General features: G+C 66.5%; 19 protein-coding genes and 2 pseudogenes. 12 read left to right on the top strand and 9 right to left on the bottom strand.

Annotation, left to right across the window (positions count from 1 at the left end):
- Positions 1–288: 288 nt before the first annotated feature.
- Positions 289–1,503: pseudogene (locus tag AC3IT0_RS06005) on the top strand (ISAzo13 family transposase); the annotation flags it as partial.
- 32 nt (positions 1,504–1,535) lie between these two features.
- Here the strand turns inward: AC3IT0_RS06005 and purN are convergent.
- Entirely contained in the window at positions 1,536–2,102 is a 567-nt protein-coding gene (gene purN / locus AC3IT0_RS06000; RefSeq protein ID WP_489322853.1) for a phosphoribosylglycinamide formyltransferase, read from the bottom strand.
- Between the two features lie 39 nt (positions 2,103–2,141).
- Here purN and AC3IT0_RS05995 point away from each other — a divergent pair, with 39 nt between their 5' ends.
- Positions 2,142–2,570 carry a hypothetical protein gene (locus AC3IT0_RS05995; RefSeq protein ID WP_489322852.1) on the top strand — a complete coding sequence of 143 codons (429 nt, stop codon included), beginning with the start codon at positions 2,142–2,144 and terminating at the stop codon, positions 2,568–2,570.
- Positions 2,571–2,601: 31 nt separating this feature from the next.
- Here AC3IT0_RS05995 and AC3IT0_RS05990 read toward each other — a convergent pair whose 3' ends face one another.
- From AC3IT0_RS05990 to AC3IT0_RS05955, 8 genes are all read right to left on the bottom strand, one after another.
- Complete coding sequence (locus AC3IT0_RS05990; RefSeq protein WP_489322851.1) at positions 2,602–3,918, bottom strand: cell division protein PerM; 1,317 nt, start codon at positions 3,916–3,918, stop codon at positions 2,602–2,604.
- A 232-nt stretch (positions 3,919–4,150) separates the two neighbouring features.
- Positions 4,151–5,029 (bottom strand): F510_1955 family glycosylhydrolase, encoded by an 879-nt coding sequence (locus AC3IT0_RS05985; protein WP_489322850.1) that lies wholly within the window; start codon positions 5,027–5,029, stop codon positions 4,151–4,153.
- An 83-nt stretch (positions 5,030–5,112) separates the two neighbouring features.
- Complete coding sequence (locus AC3IT0_RS05980; protein ID WP_489322849.1) at positions 5,113–5,715, bottom strand: DUF305 domain-containing protein; 603 nt, start codon at positions 5,713–5,715, stop codon at positions 5,113–5,115.
- Positions 5,716–5,858: 143 nt separating this feature from the next.
- Positions 5,859–6,338: a hypothetical protein gene (locus AC3IT0_RS05975; protein ID WP_489322848.1), complete on the bottom strand. Its 480-nt coding sequence runs from the start codon at positions 6,336–6,338 to the stop codon at positions 5,859–5,861.
- A 99-nt stretch (positions 6,339–6,437) separates the two neighbouring features.
- Positions 6,438–8,564 carry a copper-translocating P-type ATPase gene (locus tag AC3IT0_RS05970; RefSeq protein ID WP_489322847.1) on the bottom strand — a complete coding sequence of 709 codons (2,127 nt, stop codon included), beginning with the start codon at positions 8,562–8,564 and terminating at the stop codon, positions 6,438–6,440.
- Between the two features lie 62 nt (positions 8,565–8,626).
- Positions 8,627–8,932: a heavy-metal-associated domain-containing protein gene (locus AC3IT0_RS05965; protein WP_489322846.1), complete on the bottom strand. Its 306-nt coding sequence runs from the start codon at positions 8,930–8,932 to the stop codon at positions 8,627–8,629.
- Positions 8,933–9,171: 239 nt separating this feature from the next.
- Positions 9,172–9,567 (bottom strand): hypothetical protein, encoded by a 396-nt coding sequence (locus AC3IT0_RS05960; protein ID WP_489322845.1) that lies wholly within the window; start codon positions 9,565–9,567, stop codon positions 9,172–9,174.
- 165 nt (positions 9,568–9,732) lie between these two features.
- Positions 9,733–9,933 (bottom strand): hypothetical protein, encoded by a 201-nt coding sequence (locus tag AC3IT0_RS05955; RefSeq protein ID WP_489322844.1) that lies wholly within the window; start codon positions 9,931–9,933, stop codon positions 9,733–9,735.
- Positions 9,934–10,051: 118 nt separating this feature from the next.
- On the opposite strand from AC3IT0_RS05955, the gene AC3IT0_RS05950 reads away from it, so the two are divergent.
- From AC3IT0_RS05950 to AC3IT0_RS05905, 10 genes and pseudogenes are all read left to right on the top strand, one after another.
- Positions 10,052–10,510: a DUF4383 domain-containing protein gene (locus AC3IT0_RS05950; RefSeq protein WP_489322843.1), complete on the top strand. Its 459-nt coding sequence runs from the start codon at positions 10,052–10,054 to the stop codon at positions 10,508–10,510.
- A 267-nt stretch (positions 10,511–10,777) separates the two neighbouring features.
- Positions 10,778–11,392 (top strand): annotated as a pseudogene (locus tag AC3IT0_RS05945) (aldehyde dehydrogenase family protein); the annotation flags it as partial.
- A gap of 6 nt (positions 11,393–11,398) precedes the next feature.
- Positions 11,399–11,731, top strand: coding sequence for a ferredoxin (gene fdxA, locus AC3IT0_RS05940; RefSeq protein ID WP_489322842.1), 333 nt, complete (start codon positions 11,399–11,401; stop codon positions 11,729–11,731).
- Positions 11,732–11,856: 125 nt separating this feature from the next.
- Positions 11,857–12,675, top strand: a complete 819-nt coding sequence (locus AC3IT0_RS05935) for an HNH endonuclease (RefSeq protein ID WP_489322841.1) — start codon at positions 11,857–11,859, stop codon at positions 12,673–12,675.
- A gap of 130 nt (positions 12,676–12,805) precedes the next feature.
- Positions 12,806–14,239, top strand: a complete 1,434-nt coding sequence (locus tag AC3IT0_RS05930) for a flotillin family protein (RefSeq protein ID WP_489322840.1) — start codon at positions 12,806–12,808, stop codon at positions 14,237–14,239.
- A complete protein-coding gene (locus AC3IT0_RS05925) occupies positions 14,232–14,480 on the top strand; it encodes a hypothetical protein (RefSeq protein ID WP_489322839.1) in 249 nt (82 codons plus the stop codon). Before AC3IT0_RS05930 ends, AC3IT0_RS05925 begins: the two co-directional genes overlap by 8 nt.
- Positions 14,481–14,568: 88 nt before the next feature.
- The gene (locus AC3IT0_RS05920) at positions 14,569–15,738 is read left to right on the top strand and encodes a glycosyltransferase family 4 protein (RefSeq protein ID WP_489322838.1); all 1,170 of its coding nucleotides are present in this window, start codon (positions 14,569–14,571) and stop codon (positions 15,736–15,738) included.
- Entirely contained in the window at positions 15,735–17,138 is a 1,404-nt protein-coding gene (locus tag AC3IT0_RS05915; RefSeq protein ID WP_489322837.1) for a UDP-glucose dehydrogenase family protein, read from the top strand. Before AC3IT0_RS05920 ends, AC3IT0_RS05915 begins: the two co-directional genes overlap by 4 nt.
- Positions 17,139–17,271: 133 nt before the next feature.
- The gene (locus AC3IT0_RS05910) at positions 17,272–19,413 is read left to right on the top strand and encodes a putative bifunctional diguanylate cyclase/phosphodiesterase (RefSeq protein WP_489322836.1); all 2,142 of its coding nucleotides are present in this window, start codon (positions 17,272–17,274) and stop codon (positions 19,411–19,413) included.
- 38 nt (positions 19,414–19,451) lie between these two features.
- The gene (locus AC3IT0_RS05905) at positions 19,452–20,777 is read left to right on the top strand and encodes an MBL fold metallo-hydrolase (protein ID WP_489322835.1); all 1,326 of its coding nucleotides are present in this window, start codon (positions 19,452–19,454) and stop codon (positions 20,775–20,777) included.
- Positions 20,778–20,803 lie beyond the last annotated feature (26 nt).

The raw sequence follows: 20,803 nt of genomic DNA, 5'->3' as shown, positions 1-20,803 counted from the left end.
GCGCCCTGCGCTGACCCCTGCGGCTGCGGCTTCGTAGACGGTGAAGGGCACTGCGGTTAGCTCAATGGGTAGGGGGCGAGGATTTCTCATTCCTCATGGTTGCAAATTCTTCGCCGCTGCTGAGAAGTTATCCACAGGACGGATCATCCGCACGCATCTGACTGGCAGACAACGTCGTGAAAACCGCGAATGAGGACGTTAAGTGCCAGTCAGTTGGGTGGGGCGGGGTGTTAGGACACGCTGATAAATAAGTGCGTCTACTAGCGGTTTTTGGTGGGATGATGGTGTATGCCTATTTCCACTGAAGCCGTCGAGGCCTTGCGCGCAAAGTTCGATGCGATCCTGCCGCACCTCGACGAACGCTCAACTCGTCTTTTGTTGGCAGCGGAGGCGCGTTCCCTGGGCCACGGCGGGATTGCCGCGGTCGCCCGGGCGTCCGGGGCTGCGCGTTCCCGGGTCCAGCAGGGCGTCGCCGAGCTGGAGGCCGGCGAGGCGCCGCTGGGCCGTGTCCGCAAGCCCGGTGCGGGGCGAAAGACCCTGGTGGAGAAGGACCCGGGCCTGGTCCCGGCCCTGCTGGAATTGGTGGAGCCCACCCGCCGCGGGGACCCCGAATCGGCACTGTCCTGGACCACGCTCTCCACCGCGAAGCTTGCCGCCGAACTGACCGGCAGGGGGCACCCGGCGGGCGCGGAAACCGTGGCGAAACTGCTCAAGGACAACGGCTTCAGCCTGCAGGCAAACGCCAAGACTCTCGAAGGCGGCCAACACCCGGACCGCGACGGCCAATTCGGCTACCTCAACGACCAGGCCGCCGGGCACCTGGACGCGGGCCAGCCGGTCATCAGCGTCGACACCAAAAAGAAGGAACTCGTCGGCCAGTACAAGAACAACGGCGCCGAATGGCGTCCGGCCGGAGAGCCGGAACAGGTCAAGGTCCACGACTTCATCGACAAGGAACTCGGCAAGGCCAACCCCTACGGCGTCTACGACGTGGGAACGAACACCGGATGGGTCTCGGTGGGCACCGACCACGACACCGCAGCCTTCGCCGTGAACACCATCCGCTCCTGGTGGAACACCGCCGGCCAACCCGCCCACCCGCAGGCGAACCGCCTGCTGATCACCGCCGACGGCGGCGGATCCAACGGCTACCGCACCCGGCTCTGGAAGACCGAACTCGCCGCCCTGGCCGCCGAGACCGGCCTGGAAATCACCGTCTGCCACCTGCCCCCGGGCACCAGCAAATGGAACAAAATAGAGCACAAGCTCTTCTCCCACATCTCGATGAACTGGCGCGGCCGGCCTCTGTCCAGCCACGAAGTCATCGTCAACTCCATCGCCGCGACCACCACCAAAACAGGCCTCACCGTCCGGGCCGAACTCGACACAGGACAGTACCCCACCGGCGTGAAAATACCAGACCACGAAATGACCTCACTAGAGACCAGCGGAACCCTGAACAGACACGAATGGCACCCCGAATGGAACTACACCCTCAAACCAGGCGACACACCAACTAAATAATCAGTGCGTCCTTAGGAGGCGGCGGCGAGGGTGGCCAGGGTGTTGATCAGGAGGCGGCGCTCCACCACCTTGATGCGTTCGTGCAGGGATTCCTCGGTGTCCCGCGGTTCAATCGTGACGGCTTCCTGGGCGATGATGGGCCCGGTGTCCACCCCGGCGTCGGCCCAGTGCACCGTGCAGCCGGTGACCTTCACGCCGTAGGCCATGGCATCGCGGACGCCGTGGGCGCCGGGGAAAGCAGGCAGCAGGGCGGGGTGCGTGTTGAGGTACTTGCCGTGGAAGGCCTTGATGAAATCGGCGCTGACGATGCGCATAAACCCGGATGAGACCACCACGTCCGGGGCGTAGGAAGCGACGCGGGCGGTCAGTGCGGCATCCCATTCCTCGCGAGTGGGGAAGGAGTTGAAGTTGACCACAAACGTCTCCAGCCCGGCTTCCGAGGAGCGTTCGACGCCGTAGGTCCCCTCCCGGTCGGCACCCACCGCTGCGATTTCCACGTCCAGCTCCCCTGCCTTGACGGCGTCGATGACTGACTGGAGATTGGACCCGGTACCGGAAACGAGGACTACGATGCGCATGGGTCTAGCTTATGGGCACGCTCGCGTAGGCTGGAAAACATGAACAACACCCCGGAACCGGCTGGCCAACAGCGGACCAAACCGCCGCTCAGCGACGACGCCAAAAGCTCGCTCGCCAAAACCCGCAATCTGTTCCGGATCTTCATTGTCACCGTGCTGGGCGCTTTCTTCGTCTACCAGCTCGACGTCAGCTACCTCTGGCTCACCGGTATCCTGACCGCCGCGAGCTTTGTGCTGGGTGTCCTCCTGCTGGTCCGGTCGGCCAGGCTCAAGGAGTCAAGGCTGGTCCTGTTCGGCACCATCTCGGGGCTGGTGGTGTCGCTGATCATGCTGCTGGTTATCCTGGCGACGGCCCTGTTTTTCCGCCAGGTCCAGGACTTCCAGACCTGCTCGCGGCTGGCCATCACCGACCAGGCGCTCTCCAATTGCCGGGTCCAGCTGGAAAGCTCGCTGCCGGGGCTCCCGTAGCAACCACGCCAGCAGCAACAGCAACGGAAGATCAGCGGGCCAGTTCCGCTTCCTCATCCACGTGCTGCTGGCGTTCCAGCCACGGTCCAGCCGCATAACCGATTACGACGCCGATGCCCACCTCCGCGGCAATCCAGAGTCCCATCCACAAGGGGTCGGGTCCGATGGCGGTGAGGCGGCCCAGTCCGGCGGAGCCGCGGGCCAGCCAGGCCAGTCCGGCGGCCAGCAGCCCGGATACAACCCCGACCAGCGCGCCGAGGGCCAGCGTGGACACCGTGGCCGTGAACCAGCGCGCGCCAATTTTGATGGAGAGCCACTCGTCGAAGTGGTTTTCGCCTTCGCGCAGGAACCACCAGCCGGCCAGGATACCCGCCAGAACGGGCAGCACCAGCGCCACGAACCCGTAGTCCAGCGGGCCTGACGGGATGGCGGCGAAGACCGGGATGGACGGCAGCGGCCCGGTGGCCGTGCCCAGCGGACCCACCTGCGAGCCCGCGCCCAGGGCGAAGCCCGAGCCGGAGACCCATGCCAGCGCAAAAACCACGAGGTTGGGCAAATACCCAAGCTGCGCAATGGTGAGCGCCGCACCCCCTACCGCGCCGGCGTCGAGCGCTTCATAGACGGCAATTACGAGGTTCCAGTGGATAAAGAGGTCCACCGCCAGGAGCACACCCGCGAGCGCAAGCGATGCCAGAAGAGCCACGCAGCCCGCCTTCGCCGCGGACCCCAAATAGGAGCCGGCCCAGCGGGAATGCTGGCTGGTGCGCGAGATCCAATCGACCGCGTCGACGCCGATCAGCCGGCTCCACGAGCCTGCCTCGCGGCGGGCGCCGATCACCATGCCAAGGGCGAACGGGATCAGCGGGATGAGCATCGCGAACCAGATGTTAATGACGACGTCGGCCGTGCGGCACACAAAGCCGGTGGCCGCGCCGAATGCCGAGTAGACCACCCAGGATCCAAGCAGCGCCTGCCACAGCTGGTCCGTATAGGAGGCCCTGGCCAGGCGCCGCCCCGCACGCCAGGCGAGGAGGAACGGGATCAGGGTCAGGCCGAGGGGCACCAGGGTCATCAGGCCGGAGCCTGAATTGCCGGCGGCACCTGCCTCGCCGGACACGACGGCGAGCTCGAGCGGCACGCCGTGAATCAGCAGCCAGCCTTGGCCGGCGAGACGGGCCAAGGCATCAAACGCGGCGTCCTGGAAGCCAGCGGTGGCCCAGACGGCCACAATGGGAACCACCGCGAGGAGCGCGGAGATGACGGCAGCCTGCGCCGTTTCGAGAGCTCCCTGCAGCCACAAGGGCATGGGAAGGCCACGGTCTCCGGTCTGATCAGCGCGCAGTTTCATCGTGTCCCATGGTGTCACGGCCGGGCCGCCGGACCGGGCTTCGACAGGCTCTCCTGGTCGCGACGTCTACTCGAAAGTTCACTATTCGACTCTGAATGACGGCGTGCCTACCGGTCGCCATGCCTTGGTTTGATTGCCGGTCGGCCGTCTCCTGAGGCATTGGCCAAGGCAGTTTTCATGCTCCGGCCTTCCCGCCGGTCTCCGGCGGATTCAACCCCTGGTGGCTCCTGTTTCAGGCGGCGTCCGCGGGGTGGAAACTCGTGCCGCCGTCCGCGGAAACAACGATCCCGTCGGGTGTCGCAGCCCAGATCCGCATGTTCCCGTCGGCGTCTTTGCTGGCCGCTATGGCCAGGACTTCGCCGTCGATCCGGCCCTTCTTGGTCCAGGTCGCACCTGCGTCGGCCGAATAGTAGGTGATACCGTCAGGGGCAACTCCGGCCGCTTCGGCAGGCTTTGCGAAGGCAGCGTACTGGATCACCGGGCCGGACTTATCGAGCGTCCAGGTGGCGCCGCCGTCGGTGGAGCGTTGGATGCCGTCCGTGGTGGTGGCCAGTACGGTGTCGCTGTCGGGGTGCCCGGCCAGGACGGCAGGTGCGAACACCGCGGCTACGGTGTTCCAGGTCTTCCCGTCGGGGCTGCTGCGCAGTTCCCCGTCGAACGCGACGATCCCGGATCTTGTGGCTGCCATGGCGTGGAAGTCGGATTTGCCCTGCCGTGAGAGCTGCTCCCAGGTCCGGCCTCCGTCGGTGGACTTGATCAGCCCCAGGGGGTTGGGCAGGTCCGAGCCCGCGCCGGGGTGGCCGGAGGCGTAAAAGACGCCATCCTTTCCGGCGGTGAAGCCCATCAGGTCGTTCGTGCCGCCGATCTTGCTGGCGGGCTGCTTTGTTACGTCGAACAGCCCATCGTGGGTGGCCAGAAGCACCAGGCCGGTGTCGCCGCTGACAGTCAGTCCGTGGACATGGCTGCTGGGAAGGCCCTTGTCGGTCCGATGGGTGGACGGAGCTGCGGACGTCGGCGGGCTGGCCGGTGTGCAGGCGGCCAAGGCGAAGATGAGGGCGGCGCCGGAAACAATCGCTCCGGTGCGGGATGTCGCGGGGGTGAAAAATTGCATGGGAACCTCCAGGTTGGGGAATTCGGGTATGCGGGGCGCCGGTCCCGCCGACAGGGGACGGGACCGGCGGCCGGTAGCGCTGCCTAGAGGGTGGCCAGCAGCGTCTGCATTTCCTGGATCTCGGCTTCCTGTGCGCTCACGATGTCTTCACTGAGCTTGACCGCCTCTGCATCCTTGCCGTCCGTGCTCTCGGTCTTGGCCATCGTCACGGCACCTTCGTGATGGGCGATCATCTGGGTCAGGAAGAGCTTCGCTGCTTCAACCCCCTGGGCTGCCTCCAGCTTTGTCATGTCGTCGGCGCCCATCATGCCTTCCATGCTGTGCCCGGTGGGCATCTGCGTTGACTCGTTCCAGCCCGTCAACCAGCCGGTCATTTTTTCGATTTCCGGACCCTGCGCCTCCTTGATCCGGGTAGCGAGGGCTGTGACCTCAGCAGGAATGTCCTGCTTCTTCAGGATCACCTCGCTCATCTGAACGGCCTGGGCGTGGTGCGGGATCATCATCTGGGCGAACGTGGCGTCCGCTGCGTTATGGTCCGCGGCCGCGGCCGGGCTGGATGAGCTGCCGTGGTGCATACCCGGTGCGGACGTCCCGGACGATCCCGAATTACCGGTTCCGCAGCCGGCGAGGGCGATGGCCGCTGCGATGGAAGTGGCGGCGAGGGGCAAAAACTTCTTCGTGTTCATGAGTGTCAGGTCCTTCAAAGGAATTGGAGGGGCGCGCAGGCGCCCGCAAAGGGTGGGTGTGCAACAGCGGAGCGTCCGACAGCCACTGGAGGCTGTCGTCTACCAGGGAGGTAGCCCGGGCAGGGCGCGGGCCGACATTGTGTCTACGTTCTGCTGATGGACAATTCACCCGGTGAAGGACTGCCGGGGCGGTAGGACCAAAGGCCCTGGTTCATGGTGGTTGGGGCCTGGACCCGCGCCGCGATTGAGGCGGTGTCGTTTGCCGGGGGCGCAGAGAGGCCACCTGCTGCCACGGAGGGGATGCAGGAGGCGGTCATGGCGTGCTGGCTCGAGCAGTTCCCTGAGCAGGAGCACTGCGCCGGGGAGGCGGCACCACTCAAGGCACGCGGTTCCTGCAGCGCGGCAGTTTCCTGCGGTGCGGCCCCATGGCCGGTATGTCCGGAGGCCCCGGGGCTTGCAGCGGCAGCGGCAGCGTCTGCCCCGGACACGGTCGCGGCCGCGTGCAGCGAATGGGTGCCGGTCAGCACGTGCATGCCCAGTATCCCGGCGATGAGCGCGAGGACTGCGGCCAGAAGGCCGGCGCTGAGCAGGGTGGATTCGGCCATGGTGCGTTGTGCGGCCATGACGGACCTCCTTCCTGCGTGCTGGTTGTTTCTAGGCTACCGGCACCGGCGCGCCATCCCGGGTGGGGCTGGTTGCGCCGATGCCGGTGGCCTGTGGGGTCAACGAACCTGGGACGGGTTCAGTTTGACGCGCCTGAGCAGCTGGGCGTTGAGTGCGACCACGATCGTGGAGGCCGACATCAGGACCGCGCCGGCGGCCGGGGAGAGGACGATCCCGGCGAACGCCAAGGCTCCGGCGGCCAGGGGTACGGCGATGACGTTGTACCCGGTGGCCCACACAAGGTTCTGCCACATCTTGGTGTAGCTTGCCCTGGACAGGTCCACCATGGACAGCACGGCCCGTGGGTCGTTGCCGGCCAGGATCACCCCGGCTGATTCCATGGCCACGTCGGTGCCGGCACCGACGGCGATGCCGACTTCGGCGCGGGCCAGTGCCGGGGAGTCATTCACCCCGTCCCCGACCATCGCCACTTTCAGGCCGCGGGCCTGCAGTTCGGCGACTTTCTTGTCCTTGTCGGCCGGAAGCACTTCGGCGAAGACCTCATCGATGTTCAGCTCGGCACCCACCGCCTTCGCTACCTGCGCGGCGTCACCGGTGATCATCGCGACCTTGACGCCCCTGCTCTGCAGGGCTGCCACGGCCTGCCGGGACTCGGGCCGGATGGCATCCTCAAGGCTGACCCCGCCCAGAACCTTGTCGCCGTCAATGACGTGCAGCACGGCGGCGCCGCGGCCCATCCACTCGCTGGTGGACGCTGCCAGGGATTCCGGCTCCGTGAGCCCCAGTTCGCGCAGCAGCGCCGGGCCACCGACCTGGACACTACGGCCGTTGACCATCGCGCGCACGCCCCGGCCTGTCATTGACGTGAAACCCGTGGCCGGCGGGATGTGCAGGCCCTTGCCGCGTGCTGCCCGGACGACGGCGCGGGCCACGGGGTGTTCGCTGTCGGATTCGACTGCTGCGGCCAATGCGAGCAGCTCATCGGTGCCGCCGCCCTCGACGGTGGCGGCGTTACTGACCTCGGGTTCTCCCTTCGTCAGGGTGCCGGTCTTGTCGAACAGGACGACGTCGACGCTGCGCATCCGCTCCAGCGCGACCCGGTTCTTGATCAGCACACCGGCCCGGGCGGCCTGTTCTGTGGAGATCGCGATGACCAGCGGAATGGCCAATCCCAGGGCGTGCGGGCAGGCGATCACGAGCACGGTCACGGTGCGCGTGACGGCGTCGGGCAGGCTCCCCATCAGCGTCCACGCGATGAAGGTGATGACCCCGGCGATGGTCGCAAAGTAGAACAGGAACGCTGCGGCCCGGTCCGCGAGGGCCTGGGCCTTCGAAGACGAGGCCTGCGCTTCGGCCACGAGGCGCTGGATGCCAGCCAGGGCCGTGTCGTCCCCAACAGCCGTGACCGTGACCCGGACGCTGTTGTCGGTGGCAACGGTCCCGGCCACGACCGGGTCGCCCTTGGCGCGCAGCACGGTTTTGGATTCACCGGTGATCATGGATTCGTCGAACTCCGCCTGCCCGTCCACGACGGCGCCATCGGCCGGCATCCGGGCCCCGGAACGGACCAGGACGATATCCCCGGCCCTGAGTTCGGAGATGGGGACGGTTTCCACACCGGCGTCTGTGACCCGTTCCGCTTCGTCGGGCAGCAGCGCCGCCAGGGCGTCCAGGGCGCCCTGCGCCGAGCCGAGGGCGCGCATCTCGATCCAGTGCCCGAGCAGCATGATGGCCACCAGCAGCGCCAGTTCCCACCAGAAGTCCAGATCGAAGTTCCCGATGCGCAGGCTGGTGGCCCAGGACGCGGCGAACGCGACGCTGATGGCCATGCCGATCAGCAGCATCATCCCCGGCTGTCGGGACTTCAGTTCATTCAGCCCGCCTCTAAGGAACGGCTGACCCCCGTAGAGGAAGATCACCGTCCCGAGGACGGGCGGGATCCAGGCCGAGCCCGGAAACTCCGGAGGCATGTACCCGAGGAGGTGTCCGAACATCGGGCTGAAATACACGACCGGCACCGACAGTGCCAAGGTGAGCCAGAACCTGTCCTTGAACATTGCCGTGCTGTGCCCGGCGTGTTGACCGTGGCTGTGCACGGCATGATCGTCCCCGACGTCGTGACCCTGCGGGTGGGCGTGGTGCTGATGCGCTGTTGTTGTTTGCCCTGGGCCGACCTCGGGAACCGGTGCGGGGTGATGGTCGTGGTGATGAGTGTGCTCTGCCATGAGTGCTCCTCCAGTTACGGCCGCGGCATCGCACGAGGCGGCGCAGGCCGAGCGGGTTCGGGCTAACTGCTGGTCAGGCTGTATCCAGCCGACGTGACGGCATCCCCGACCTCGGAAGGTTCGGCCGATCCGGTGATGCTCAGGCGGGAAACCCCGCCCGGGACGAGTTCAACGGTCGCGGCCTCCACGCCGTCCACCGCGTTGACGGCCCGTTCAACGCTGGCCACGCAGCCCCCGCAGGTCAGGCCTTCCAGGCCGTACTCGACACCGGCCTTCTCCCCTGGAGTTTGGCTGGCACCAGTGGAGCAGCAGCTGCAGCCCGATCCGGAGGTGGTTAAGGGCAGTTCCGTACGTGGTGATGTTTGCATGTCAGTTCCATTACTTGCAGAAGGTGCGATGGGTGCTGGGGTTGAACGGCCGTGAAGGAGGGAACAAAGCAGCCCTCCGGGACATACCACTTCACTGACAACACGGCCAATATACCCCATGGGGGTATATTGGGCAAGAGGTCAACCACTGGAACCGCCAGCTGGGCAGTGCGTCAATAGGGAAGTCTTGAGCCTTCCGGCAGGGACGATCACGCGGATTCGGACAAGGATCGGCTGCTCTATCCGGAGTGCTGGTGGCGGTGTCCTTTGACTTCCATCCCTGCAAGGTTGGCGAGGTGTTGCCAGCCTGCGTCGCTGAGGGCGTGGTAGGCGAGGTGGAGTTCGCGTGCGGGTTCTTTTGTCGTGGTGGTGTCCCGTTGTTCGAGCGCGGCAATGAGGTTTGCGGCCGTGGTGGTGAACGTCTGGGCCTGGGCGTGGATGTCGTCGGGCCAGGTCGTGGCTGCGACGGCGATGCCGGCGTTGCGGATCAGGTTGGTCCAGTTGCGGTCGATCTTGGGTGCGGGGCCGGTGAGGTTGGTGGCGATGCCGTGGAATCCGACGTTGTCGATGTAGGTGAGGGCGGCGAGGATGCCGGCGGTTGCGCCGGATCCGCCGTTCTGAGGTGCATGGTTCATAGTGACTCCTCTGCCTGGGATTTTTAAGGATGCTCCCCTCACGGGGCGCGTTCAAGGGTTCCTGAACGCGCCGGGATCCGGCCCTTTGATTCCGAGTTTGGCCAGGACCCGGTTGTGCCGGAACCCCAGGGCAACTCCGGTCGACGCACAACGATGGTCGCCAACTCACCGCCACGGCTTCACATCCACCTGTGGCAGGAGTTCCTCCGCGCGGTTCAGCGGACGGCCCGCGGGAGTTACCGGCGGCATGCCCGGCGAAGTTCCCGGCAAAGCAGCCGACGACGACGGCGGGACGGCCGCCGCCGGTGATGGCGCCGTCGTCGGGCGTTCAGTCTGTCCGGGCGCCTCGTCCGCGCCCCAGTCCAACAGAAGCACCCAATTCTGTCGCTGGGCAGATGTCCCCATCCGGGCCCGATCCGGCGCTTTTTCCGCAGGTCCGCCGTAAAATTGGAATGTCCGCAATCAGTGGTTGGAGGCAGAAAAAATGACTACCGCATCCCCACATGCACACGTTCATTTTGGGCGCGCAGACGTCCAGAATGCCGGCATGGGAGTAGGTATCCTCTTGTTGTTGGTGGGTGTCCTGGGCTTTATCCCCGGCGTCACCACACAGTACAGCGAATTGATGTTCCTGGGACCTGATTCCCATGCAATGTTCCTTGGGCTGTTCCAGGTGTCCATGCTGCTCAATATTGTGCAGCTGGCCATCGGCGCAACGGGCTGGGCGATGTCCCGGACCGAACATGGCGCACGGAACTTCCTCATCGGAGCAGGCGCGCTGTACATCATCCTCAGCATTTACGGGCTCAGTGTCGGCGTTGACTCGGCGGCCAACTTCCTGTCGTTCAACATGGCTGACAACTGGACCCACCTGGTGCTGGGCGTAGCGATGGTAGCTGCTGGCTGGCTGTTCTCCAGGAACATGTCCGGCGAGAGGAAATAGCCCGGAAATGACAGGCCGGGATACAGGAGCCGCGAATGAGAAATGATCCATAAGTTCTGAATTTCGTCCTACTCGCCGGTGCAGTTGCCGCGTTCCGCGAACAGCTGCACCGGCTTCTTTGTGCCCGACGGCGGTGCGGGGCCAGCCCGAACGGTCACTTGAGGCCCGCACTTCTGTAAATTTTTTCACTTTACTTAGGAAGAACCGCCCGGGGAATCATGTCAAGATGCCCGCGTAGCTTTCTTCGAAGAATCATCTGATTGTGCCCAGGCGTGCACCGCCGCGTCCCGCGTCTACGTCACGCCCGGCGTCCGTGCCGCGTTCCTCGAGGCACTCACGGAGGAATCCGGGGCGTACACCGCAGGCGACGGCCTCGACGTCGGCGGGTCGGGCACCGTCCGGATGGGGGCCGTGGTGAGCCGGCAGCAGTTCGAGCAGGACCAGGCAGCCGTGCGCACCGCCGTCGAGCGCGGTGCCACCCTCCTGCACGGAACGTACGACGGCGACCCCGCCGGCGCGCTCTTCTTCCCGGCCGCCGTGCTCACCGAGCTCCCGTTCGACGACGCCGCCGTGACCGAGGAGATCTTCGGCCCGGTGGTGACGGTGCTCGAAGTGGCCGACTACGAGGCCGGGCTGGCAGCCATCAACGACTCCCGGCACGGCCTGACCGCCGGCATCTGCACCGACTCGCTGGCGTGCGCCACCGACTTCGCCGCCCGTGCCCAGGCCGGCGTGATCAAGGTCAACCGGCCGACGGCGGGCCTGGACCTGAACGTGCCCTTTGGCGGTGTGAAGGACTCCTCCACCAACACGTTCCGCGAGCAGGGCCGGTCCGCGCTGGACTTCTTCACCTGGGGCAAGACCGTCTACACGGGTGTGTAGCCAGCCGTGACGTACGTGATCGCGCAACCGTGCGTGGATGTGAAGGACAAGGCGTGCATCGAGGAATGCCCGGTGGACTGCATCTACGAAGGCGAACGCTCGCTCTACATCCACCCGTCCGAATGCGTGGACTGCGGGGCATGCGATCCGGTGTGCCCCGTGGAGGCGATCTATTATTCGGACGACGTCCCGGATGAATGGGCCGACTACGTCCGGGCCAACGTGGAGTTCTTCGACGAGCTGGGATCCCCGCAGGGCGCCGCCGGCCTCGGGAACCTGGGCCGCGACCACCCGGTCATCGCGGCCGCCGAGCCGGTGCTTGAACCCGCCACCACTTAGCGCGAACGGACACTTAAGCCCCACCCGCCGGCGCGAACGGACACTTGGGGCCCTGGAATCCAGGGCCCCAAGTGTCCGTTCGCGCCAAAAGCGTCACCGGCCATTGAGCCTGCAACAATGGCCCCATGAGCGACATCATCCTGGGCTGGGATCCGGCCCGCTGGAACCGCTGGAACTACGCGGCTGTTGTTGAACACGTGGCCGTGACCGGCCTGCATCTGGAGCCTTGGAACCTGGGCCGGAGCGTTGCCGCCGGCACGGATGTGTGGTTCCTCGTGCTGGGGGCACAGGGTCCCGGCCTGATCGGCCATGGCGTGGTCCTCTCGGGGCAGCCCGAGTTCATCGCGCAGGTGGCGTTCGACGCCGTCCTTCCCCTGGGCGATCAGGTGCCCGCCGCGGTCCTCACCGAGGCAGTGGCCGACGTCGGGTGGAACAGTACCGAAATCGAAGGCATGGCTCTGGATCCCCGCGATGCGGCAGCGATCCGAGCGCTCTGGGCCGCTCACGGGCCGGCGCAAGGACCAGACCCAACCCAGCCAGCGCCCGGCACCTACCCGGAGGCCGCCGTCGTCCGTGTCACCGCCAACCGCTACGAGCACGACGCCGAGGCCCGGCGGGCGTGTATCGCACACCGCGGCAGCAGCTGTGCGGCCTGCGGGTTCTCCTTCGAGCTGGCGTACGGGGAGCTCGGCAAGGACTTCATCGACGTCCACCACGTGGTGCCCCCGGCCCAACTCGGCGGCGGCTACCAGCTGGACCCGCTCACGGACCTGGTTCCGCTGTGCGCCAACTGCCACGCCATGGCCCACCATGGGGTGAACCAGCCGCGCACGGAAGCCGAGCTGCGGCAAATCATGGCCACCGCCGGTTTCCTCCGCGGAACCACAGTTGCCCCTGAGGAGATCGAGGCCCAGCGGGTTGCCCGCGAGATCCTCGGCACATAATCAAACAGCCCGCGCTCTGGACTCTTGGGCAGGCGCCAACCAGACTGTCTACAACAGCTGGCCGGCTGGCCGGAATTGGAGACACGAAATACCGGCACGGCCTGTTCCGCACGCGCGAAAGGACCTCGTCATGCCGGATCTGTCAGCATTCTTCCCGATTCTTGCCGCGATTATCGGGGCAATACTGGTGGTCGGCGTTGTGTGGGGTGCCATCAAACTGATGTGGAAAGTGGCGGAGCCCAACGAGGCCCTGATCATCTCCGGCCTGACCCGCGGAACCCTGGAAACCCGGGCCGGAATGGACTTCAAGATTGTCACCGGAAAGGGCGCCCTGGTCTTTCCGGGCCTGCAGACCGTCCGCACGCTTTCCCTGACGCTGAATGAAACGGAGCTTAAGGTTTCCTGCGTGACCTGGCAGGGCATCCAGGTGATTGTGGAAGGCGTGGTAATTTACAAAATTGGTGACGCCCCGCCGTTTATCGCAAATGCGGCCAGGCGTTTCCTGGGCCAGCAGGCCAAAATGGAAAGCCAGGTCTACAACGTCTTTGAGGGCCACCTGCGGTCCATCATCGGAAGCATGACCGTTGAAGAGATCATCCGCGAACGGGACAAGATGGGGTCCCAGGTCCGCAGCGCCAGCGGAGTGGAAATGGAGAAGCTGGGGCTGGTGGTGGATTCGCTGCAGATCAAGGACCTGCAGGACCCCACGGGATACATCCAGAACATCGCCAAGCCCCACATCGCCCAGGTCAAAATGGAGGCCCGGATCGCGGAGGCCACGCGGAACCGTGAGGCCGCCGAGAAGGAGGCCGAGGCGGCTGCCATGATCGCGGACGCGCAGAGCGTTTCGGCCATCCGGCAGTCGGTGGCGCAGGCGAATGCCGAGCGGGCCAAAGCCGAGGCCGCTCAGGCGGGACCGCTGGCGGATGCGACGGCGCGGCAGCATGTCGTCGTCCAGGAAACGGAAGTGGCCAAGCTTGAGGCGGACCGGGAGGAGCAGAAGCTCCAGACCACGGTCCGGAAGCCCGCCGACGCCAAGGCGTACGCCAAGCGCACAGACGCGGAGGGCCAGAAGGCGGCAGACATCAGCGCCGCCGAAGCGCTGGCCCGCCGCACGGAACTTGAGGCCCAGGCCAACGCCCGCCGGACGGAGCTGCAGGCCCAGGCGAACGCCACGGCCGCGGCGGCCGCGGCCGGAGCCACGAAGGTCACCGGCGAGGCCGAAGCCGCTGCCACCCGGGCCCGCGGTGACGCCGCGGCCTCGGCCATCAAGGCCAAGGCGCTGGCCGAGGCAGAGGGCATCAAGGCGCGGGCCGAAGCACTCGGGACCAACCAGGACGCCGTCATTTCGCAGCAGCTGGCCGAAAACATGCCGGCCATCATCGCCGCAGCGGCCGAGCCTTTCTCCCACGTGGGCCAGATGACCGTGCTGAACGGCGGCGAGGGCGTCAACAAGATGCTGGGCGGCATCCTGGCGCAGGTGGGCGACTACCTTCCGGCCTTGTCCTCTGCGCTGAAGCACAGCCGGGAAGGTAAGCGCCCCGCGAAAGCCCCCGATGCATAAAAACGTTGACCGGAGCCTTACCGGCAAGATCGGCCGCGTGACCGGGCGCATTGGGCCCGGAACCCTCGGCGAGGTCATGCTGCCCTACCTGGGCGGCACCAACGCCTTCCATGCCCACCCCTTCGATAAAACGAGCGTCTTCGCCGTCGGCGACGAAGTGCTGGTCATCTATTTCGAGCCGCCGCAAACGGTCTATGTGGACGAACTCCCGGATGTGTTGCGGCACGGCGATAACGGCTGACCCCAAGCGCTGATCTGTTAACCCAACCTTTCCCTCCCCTCTACCCGGGCGACCCCGCACCGACAGGCGCCGCGCCCACCGTTGAGGGGTGAGGATCGCAATTGTTGCCGAGTCATTCCTGCCGCTGATGAACGGGGTAACCCACTCCATCCTGCGGGTGCTTGAGCACCTGGAGGGCCAGGGCCACGACGTCCTGGTCATTGCCCCGTCAACCCACGCCGTCGCAGATCTTGTGGGACCGGCCGAGGTGGTTCACGGCGCGAAGGTGCACCGGGTTCCCGCGGTTCCGCTGGCGGGATACACCAACGTGCGAGTGGCGATGGGCGGTGTGTACCGGGTCAAGCGAATCCTTGCCGATTACGCGCCGGACATCGTCCACCTCGCATCGCCGTTTATCCTCGGGTGGCGGGCTGTGCAGGCCGCGCATCAGTTGGGGATCCCCACCATAGCCATCTACCAGACCGAGGTTCCCAGCTACGCCGCACGGTACGGTGTGCCGTTCCTGGAGAACTGGGCGTGGAACCGGGTGGAAAACATCCACCTGCTGGCCACCCGGACCCTGGTGCCGTCCACCTTCGCGCTGAACCAGTTGCGCGGCCGCGGGATTCCGCGCGTGGACATGTGGCGGCGCGGTGTGGATACCGCGCGGTTTTCGCCGGAAAAGCGCGACGCCGGGTGGCGGGCAACGGTGGCCCCCGGCGGTGAGCGGATCATCGGGTACGTCGGCCGGCTGGCCATCGAAAAACAGGTGGAGGACCTGGCCGCCCTCGCCAACGTCCCCAACACCAAGCTGGTGATTGTGGGCGACGGACCCCAAAAGTCCGCCCTGCAGGAAGCCCTCCCGGACGCCGTGTTCACCGGGTTCCTCTGCGGCGAGGAGTTGGCGAAGGCGGTGGCGTCGTTCGACCTTTTTGTCCATCCCGGCGAGTTCGAGACGTTCTGCCAGACCATCCAGGAGGCCATGGCATCGGGCGTGCCGGTGGTGGCCACGGGCCGCGGCGGGCCCCTGGACCTGGTGGAAAACTCCCGCACGGGCTGGCTGTACCAGCCCGGCGACCTGGCCGGTTTCCGCGCCCGGGTGATGGACCTGATGGGCGACGACGCCAAGCGGCGCGCGTTCGCCACGACGGCGCACTCCTCGGTCCAGGCCCGGACGTGGCCTGTGCTCAGCGCCGAGCTGGTGCGTCACTACCGATCAGTAATCACCGGCGCACCGGTGGTTGAGCCAGTACCAACCAAGAGTGGAGCGTCCCTGTGAAAATATCGGTGATCGGCTGCGGCTATCTCGGCGCCGTGCACGCCGCCACGCTCGCGTCCATGGGCCACACGGTGGTGGGCGTCGACGTGGACGCGACAAAAGTGGACCAGCTGGGCCGCGGCCAGGCCCCCTTCTTCGAACCCGGCCTGGACGAACTGCTCCGCGACGGACGCAGCACCGGCCGCCTCACGTTCTCCACCGACGTCGCCGCTGCCGCCGGCGCCCAGGTCCACTTCCTGTGCGTCGGGACGCCGCAGTCCAAGACGTCCGACGGCGCCGACCTCACCTTCCTCGTCGCCGCCACCGAGGCGCTGCTCCCGCACCTGGCGAGGGGCGCCGTCGTCGTCGGTAAATCAACGGTGCCCGTGGGCACTGTGGACATGCTCCAGGGCGTCCTTGCGGGGCGGCCGGACGTGCAGCTGGGCTGGAACCCGGAGTTCCTGCGGCAGGGCACCGCGGTGAAGGACTCGCTGGTGCCGGACCGGTTGGTCTACGGTGTGGCGGGCGGACGAGCCGCGGCCTTCAACCCCAAAACAGGGGCGCCGCGCGCGGTGACGGCCGCGCTGGATGCCGTCTATGAGCCGCTGCTGAACGCCGGCATCCCGCGCCTGGTGTGCAACTTCGCCACGGCGGAGCTGATCAAGTCGGCCGCCAACGCGTACCTGGCCACGAAGGTCAGCTTCATCAACGCTATCTCCGAACTGTGCGACGCGTCCGGCGCGGACGTGGCCGAACTCAGCGAAGCGATGGGCATGGACCCGAGGATCGGCAACCGCTACATGCATGCCGGGCTGGGCTTCGGCGGCGGGTGCCTGCCCAAGGACATCCGCAGCCTCCGCAGCCAGGCCGCCGCACTGGGCGTGGACCCGGTGAACGACTGGATGGGTGTGGTGGATGCCATCAACGTCCGCCAGCGGGCCCGGACGGTTTCCCTGGCCACGGAACTGTGCGGCGGCGGGCTCGCCGGACGCGCCATCACCATCCTCGGAGCCTCCTTCAAGCCCGAGACCGATGACATCCGCGACTCCCCCGCCCTGGATGTCGCGGCCCGGCTGGCAGCCGCCCGCGCGCACGTGACGGTGACCGATCCGAAGGCAGTGAACCACGCATGGCTGCGGTATCCGCAGCTGCGGTTCGAAGCCTCCGCAACGCGGGCCTTGGACGGCGCGGAGCTGGTGCTGCTGCTCACTGAGTGGGACGAGTACCTGCGCCTGAGCCCTGCCGTCGCGGGAGGGTTGGTGCGGCGGCGGGTGATCCTGGACGCCAGGAACGTGCTCGACGCCGCTACCTGGCAAGCGGAGGGCTGGGTGGTCCGCGGGCTGGGCAGGGCGGGCAAAAACGCCGGTGCCGCTGTCAGTGTCGCTTCCGGGGCCGGGCTGACGGGAATGCGTAACTCTTAGCCTGTTTCCACCGCCGCGGATCAGCAGAAGCGCGGATTCCCGGGCTTCCATTTCCAGGGGCCTCTCAAAAGTCACGCATTTTCGTTCCACGATCCCCGCCTGCACTTTATGATGTGCGAGGGGGTGGTAGCGCATGGGGGGTTCCAGGCGGCAGGACAAGGGTTTAAGCGGGTCGGAGTTCGGCGCGTTTTTTGATGCAAGCCCGGACGCGCTCATAGCGGTCAATGCGGACGGCACCATCAAAATGGCCAACGCGGCGGCCAGCAGGCTCTTCGGCTACACACGCGATGAGCTGATGGGCAGCGACCACTGGCTGCTCCTGTCGGAGGGGTTCCGGAACGAAACGAGGCTGCTTCAGGAGCACCTGCAGGCGCAGCCCGATGAACCGCTGCCGCCGCGGGAAGTCTACGGACTGCACCGGGACGGCACAGAGTTCGCCGCCGAGGTGGCCGGCTCACTGCTGGACGACGGCGGCTCCCAGGTTTTGCTTGTCTCCGTCCGGAGCACGGAACACCGCAAGGGAGCTGACGCTGACCTCCGCGAGGCCATGTCACTGCTGACTGCCACCCTCGAATCCACCGCCGACGGCATCCTGGTCATCAGCTCCGACGGCAGTGTGGCCGGGTTCAATGACCAGTTCCTGAAAATGTGGGGCATTCCGCCTGAACTCGTGGACGGCGACAGTGAAGAGCCGGTCATGGGGCTGATCCTCTCCCAGGTTGCGAATCCGGAGGCCTTCATGGCCAGGATCGCCGAGGTTGTGGAGAGCCCCGGGGCGGAGAGCCACGACGTGCTGGACTTCAAGGATGGCAGGACGTTTGAAAGGTATTCGCGGCCGCAGCGCGTGGGCGAGAGGATCGCGGGCCGGGTGTGGAGCTTCCGGGATGTCACTCCGCGCAGGCAGGCGCAGGAGCAGGCCGAGCAGGCCCTGACTGACCTGGCGGCCCAGACGGAACAGCTGCGCGCCTTGGCTTTCCAGGATCCGCTCACCGGACTGGCCAACCGGGCGGTGTTCAACCAGTCCCTTGCTGCGGCGCTCAAAGAACCACGCCTGAAGACAGTGGACGTCCTGCTCATTGACCTGGACGATTTCAAGGAAGTCAACGACATCCTGGGCCACCAGGCCGGCGATGACATGCTGCTGGAAGTGGCACGCCGGCTCCGCGGTTGCGTCCCTACGGCGGATGTGGTGGCCCGCCTGGGCGGCGACGAGTTTGTGGTGCTGCTGACGGCCTGCCCCGATACCGAAGCCATTGCCGCCTGCATTGTCAGGTGCCTGCACGTGCCCGTGACCATCAACGGCAGGGCGCTGCGGCCGAGCCTCAGCCTGGGGCTCGCCTCCATCGGCAAGGAAACGATGGTTGCTTCCGAGTTGCTCCGTGAGGCGGACATCGCCATGTACGCGGCCAAAGCTGCCGGCAAGAACCGCTTCCTGCGCTTCCATCCGGACATGATGATTGCCCTGGTGCAGCGGACGGAGATGGAAGCGGGCCTGCAGCTCGCGGTCGCCCGCGGCGAGATCTCGGTGGCCTTCCAGCCGATTGTCTCCCCACGGACCGGGCTCACGGTCCAGTTCGAGGCCCTGGCGCGTTGGGACCACGCCGGCGAGCGCATCCCGCCGTCGGTCTTTATCCCGATGGCGGAGCGCAGCGGCCTGATCGGCGAAATCGGCAACGAAGTGATGGGGCTCAGCCTGATGCAGCTGGCGCCGTGGCTGCGCGAGGACCTGTCGCGGTCGCTTGCGGTCAACGTGTCCGGCGTGCAGCTGCAGGAACCGGCTTTTGCCGACGGCGTCCTCCGCCTGGCCGCTGCCTATGGAGTGGGCGCCTACCAGCTGGTCCTGGAAGTCACCGAGAGTGTAATTTTCGACCCCGACTGCGGCCTGCTCAAGCAGCTCAGCAAGCTGCGCGAGGCTGGCGTCCGGGTGGCGCTGGATGACTTTGGCACGGGCTATTCGTCGCTGGGCCGGCTGCAGGATCTGCCGGTGGACACGGTGAAAATCGACCGCACGTTTGTGTCCATGGTGCTGACAGGAGAGGAACGCCTGCCCATCCTGAGCTCCATGATCAACATGGCCCACAGCCTCGGCCTGACCGTCACCGCCGAAGGTGTCGAAACGGCCGCGCAGGCCGATTATCTGACCGCACTGGACTGCGATTCGCTGCAGGGGTACCTGTTCTCGCAGCCGGAGCCCGGGCACCGGCTGGAACTGGCCGGCAGGCAGGCGGAAGGAGCCCTGGCAGCGCTGGCAGCCGGGCGGCCAACAACCGCCTGACCCGCGCCAAAATCAGGCCTCGCGAGGACAATGAACCTATGGACGTCGTTGTCATCGAAACGCGGCCGCTCGGGGACCGCAGCTACCTGGTCCACGACGGGCAGGTGGCGCTGGTCATCGATCCGCAGCGGGACACGGACCGGGTGGAGGCCGCGGCCGCGGAAGCCAACGTCCGGATCACCCACGTTGCCGAAACCCACCTGCACAACGATTACCTCAGCGGGGGGCTCATCCTCGCCCGCGCGCACGGTGCCGAGTACCTCGTCAGCGCAAATGACCGCGTCGCGTTTGAACACCAGCCAATAGCCGACGGCGGCACAGTCCAGGTGGGCCGGCTCACCGTGAAAGCCGTGGCCACGCCCGGCCACACCCACCACCATCTCAGCTACGTGGTCAGCGATGGCGAGGACCAGGCGGTGTTCTCCGGCGGCAGCCTGCTCTACGGGTCGGTGGGCCGGACTGATCTGGTCAGGGACGAGGACACCGAGGACCTCACCCACGCCCAGTACTCCTCGGTCCGCCGCCTGGCCGCCGAGGCCAAGCCGGACGCAGCCCTGTACCCCACGCACGGGTTCGGCTCGTTCTGTTCGTCCGGGCCACCGTCGAGCGCCCCTTCCTCCACCATCGCCCAGGAGCAGGAAACCAACCACGCGTTCACGGATGCCGACGAGGACCATTTCGTGCGCGAGCTCATCAACAACCTGACCGCCTACCCGTCCTACTACGCGCACATGGCCCCGGCAAACCGGCAGGGTCCGGGACCGGCGGACCTCACCGTGCCGGAATCCCTGAACGCAACAGAGCTCAGCCGCCGGCTCGCGGACGGCGAATGGGTGGTGGACCTGCGCCACCGGGTGGCCTTCGCCAGCCGCCATCTGCAGGGCTCGGTGAGTTTCGAGTACGGCCGCGGTTCCAGCTTCACCGCCTACGTGGGCTGGGTCCTGCCCTGGAACCAAAAACTGACCCTGGTGGGAACAGAGGAGGACGTCAAAAAGGCCATCCGGGACCTGTCCCGCATCGGCATCGACTCCCCCGACGCCGCCCTCGGAACGGAACCGTCGGCACTCGCGCCGGGCACCGCCGTCGTGCATTATCCGCGTGTGGGCTGGGACGAAATGCTGCACGGACGAAGTGCCGGCGACGTGGTGCTCGATGTGCGCCGGACGGAGGAGTACGACGCCGGCCACGTCGCCGGGGCGGTCAACATCCCGCTGCATGAGCTGCTGGGGCGGATGGCCGAGATTCCGGCGGGTACGGTGTGGGTGCACTGCGCCTCGGGATACCGTTCCGGGGTGGCGACGAGCCTGCTGCAGCGCGCGGGCCGGCAGGTGGTTCATGTGGACGCGAAGTACGGTCCTTCTTGACCTGTGAGGGATATCATAGGGATGCG

The organism is Pseudarthrobacter sp. KH_020_B, assembly GCF_057840185.1.
The sequence above is the reverse complement of the archived record's forward strand: the minus strand, read 5'-3'. Positions and strand labels throughout refer to the sequence as shown.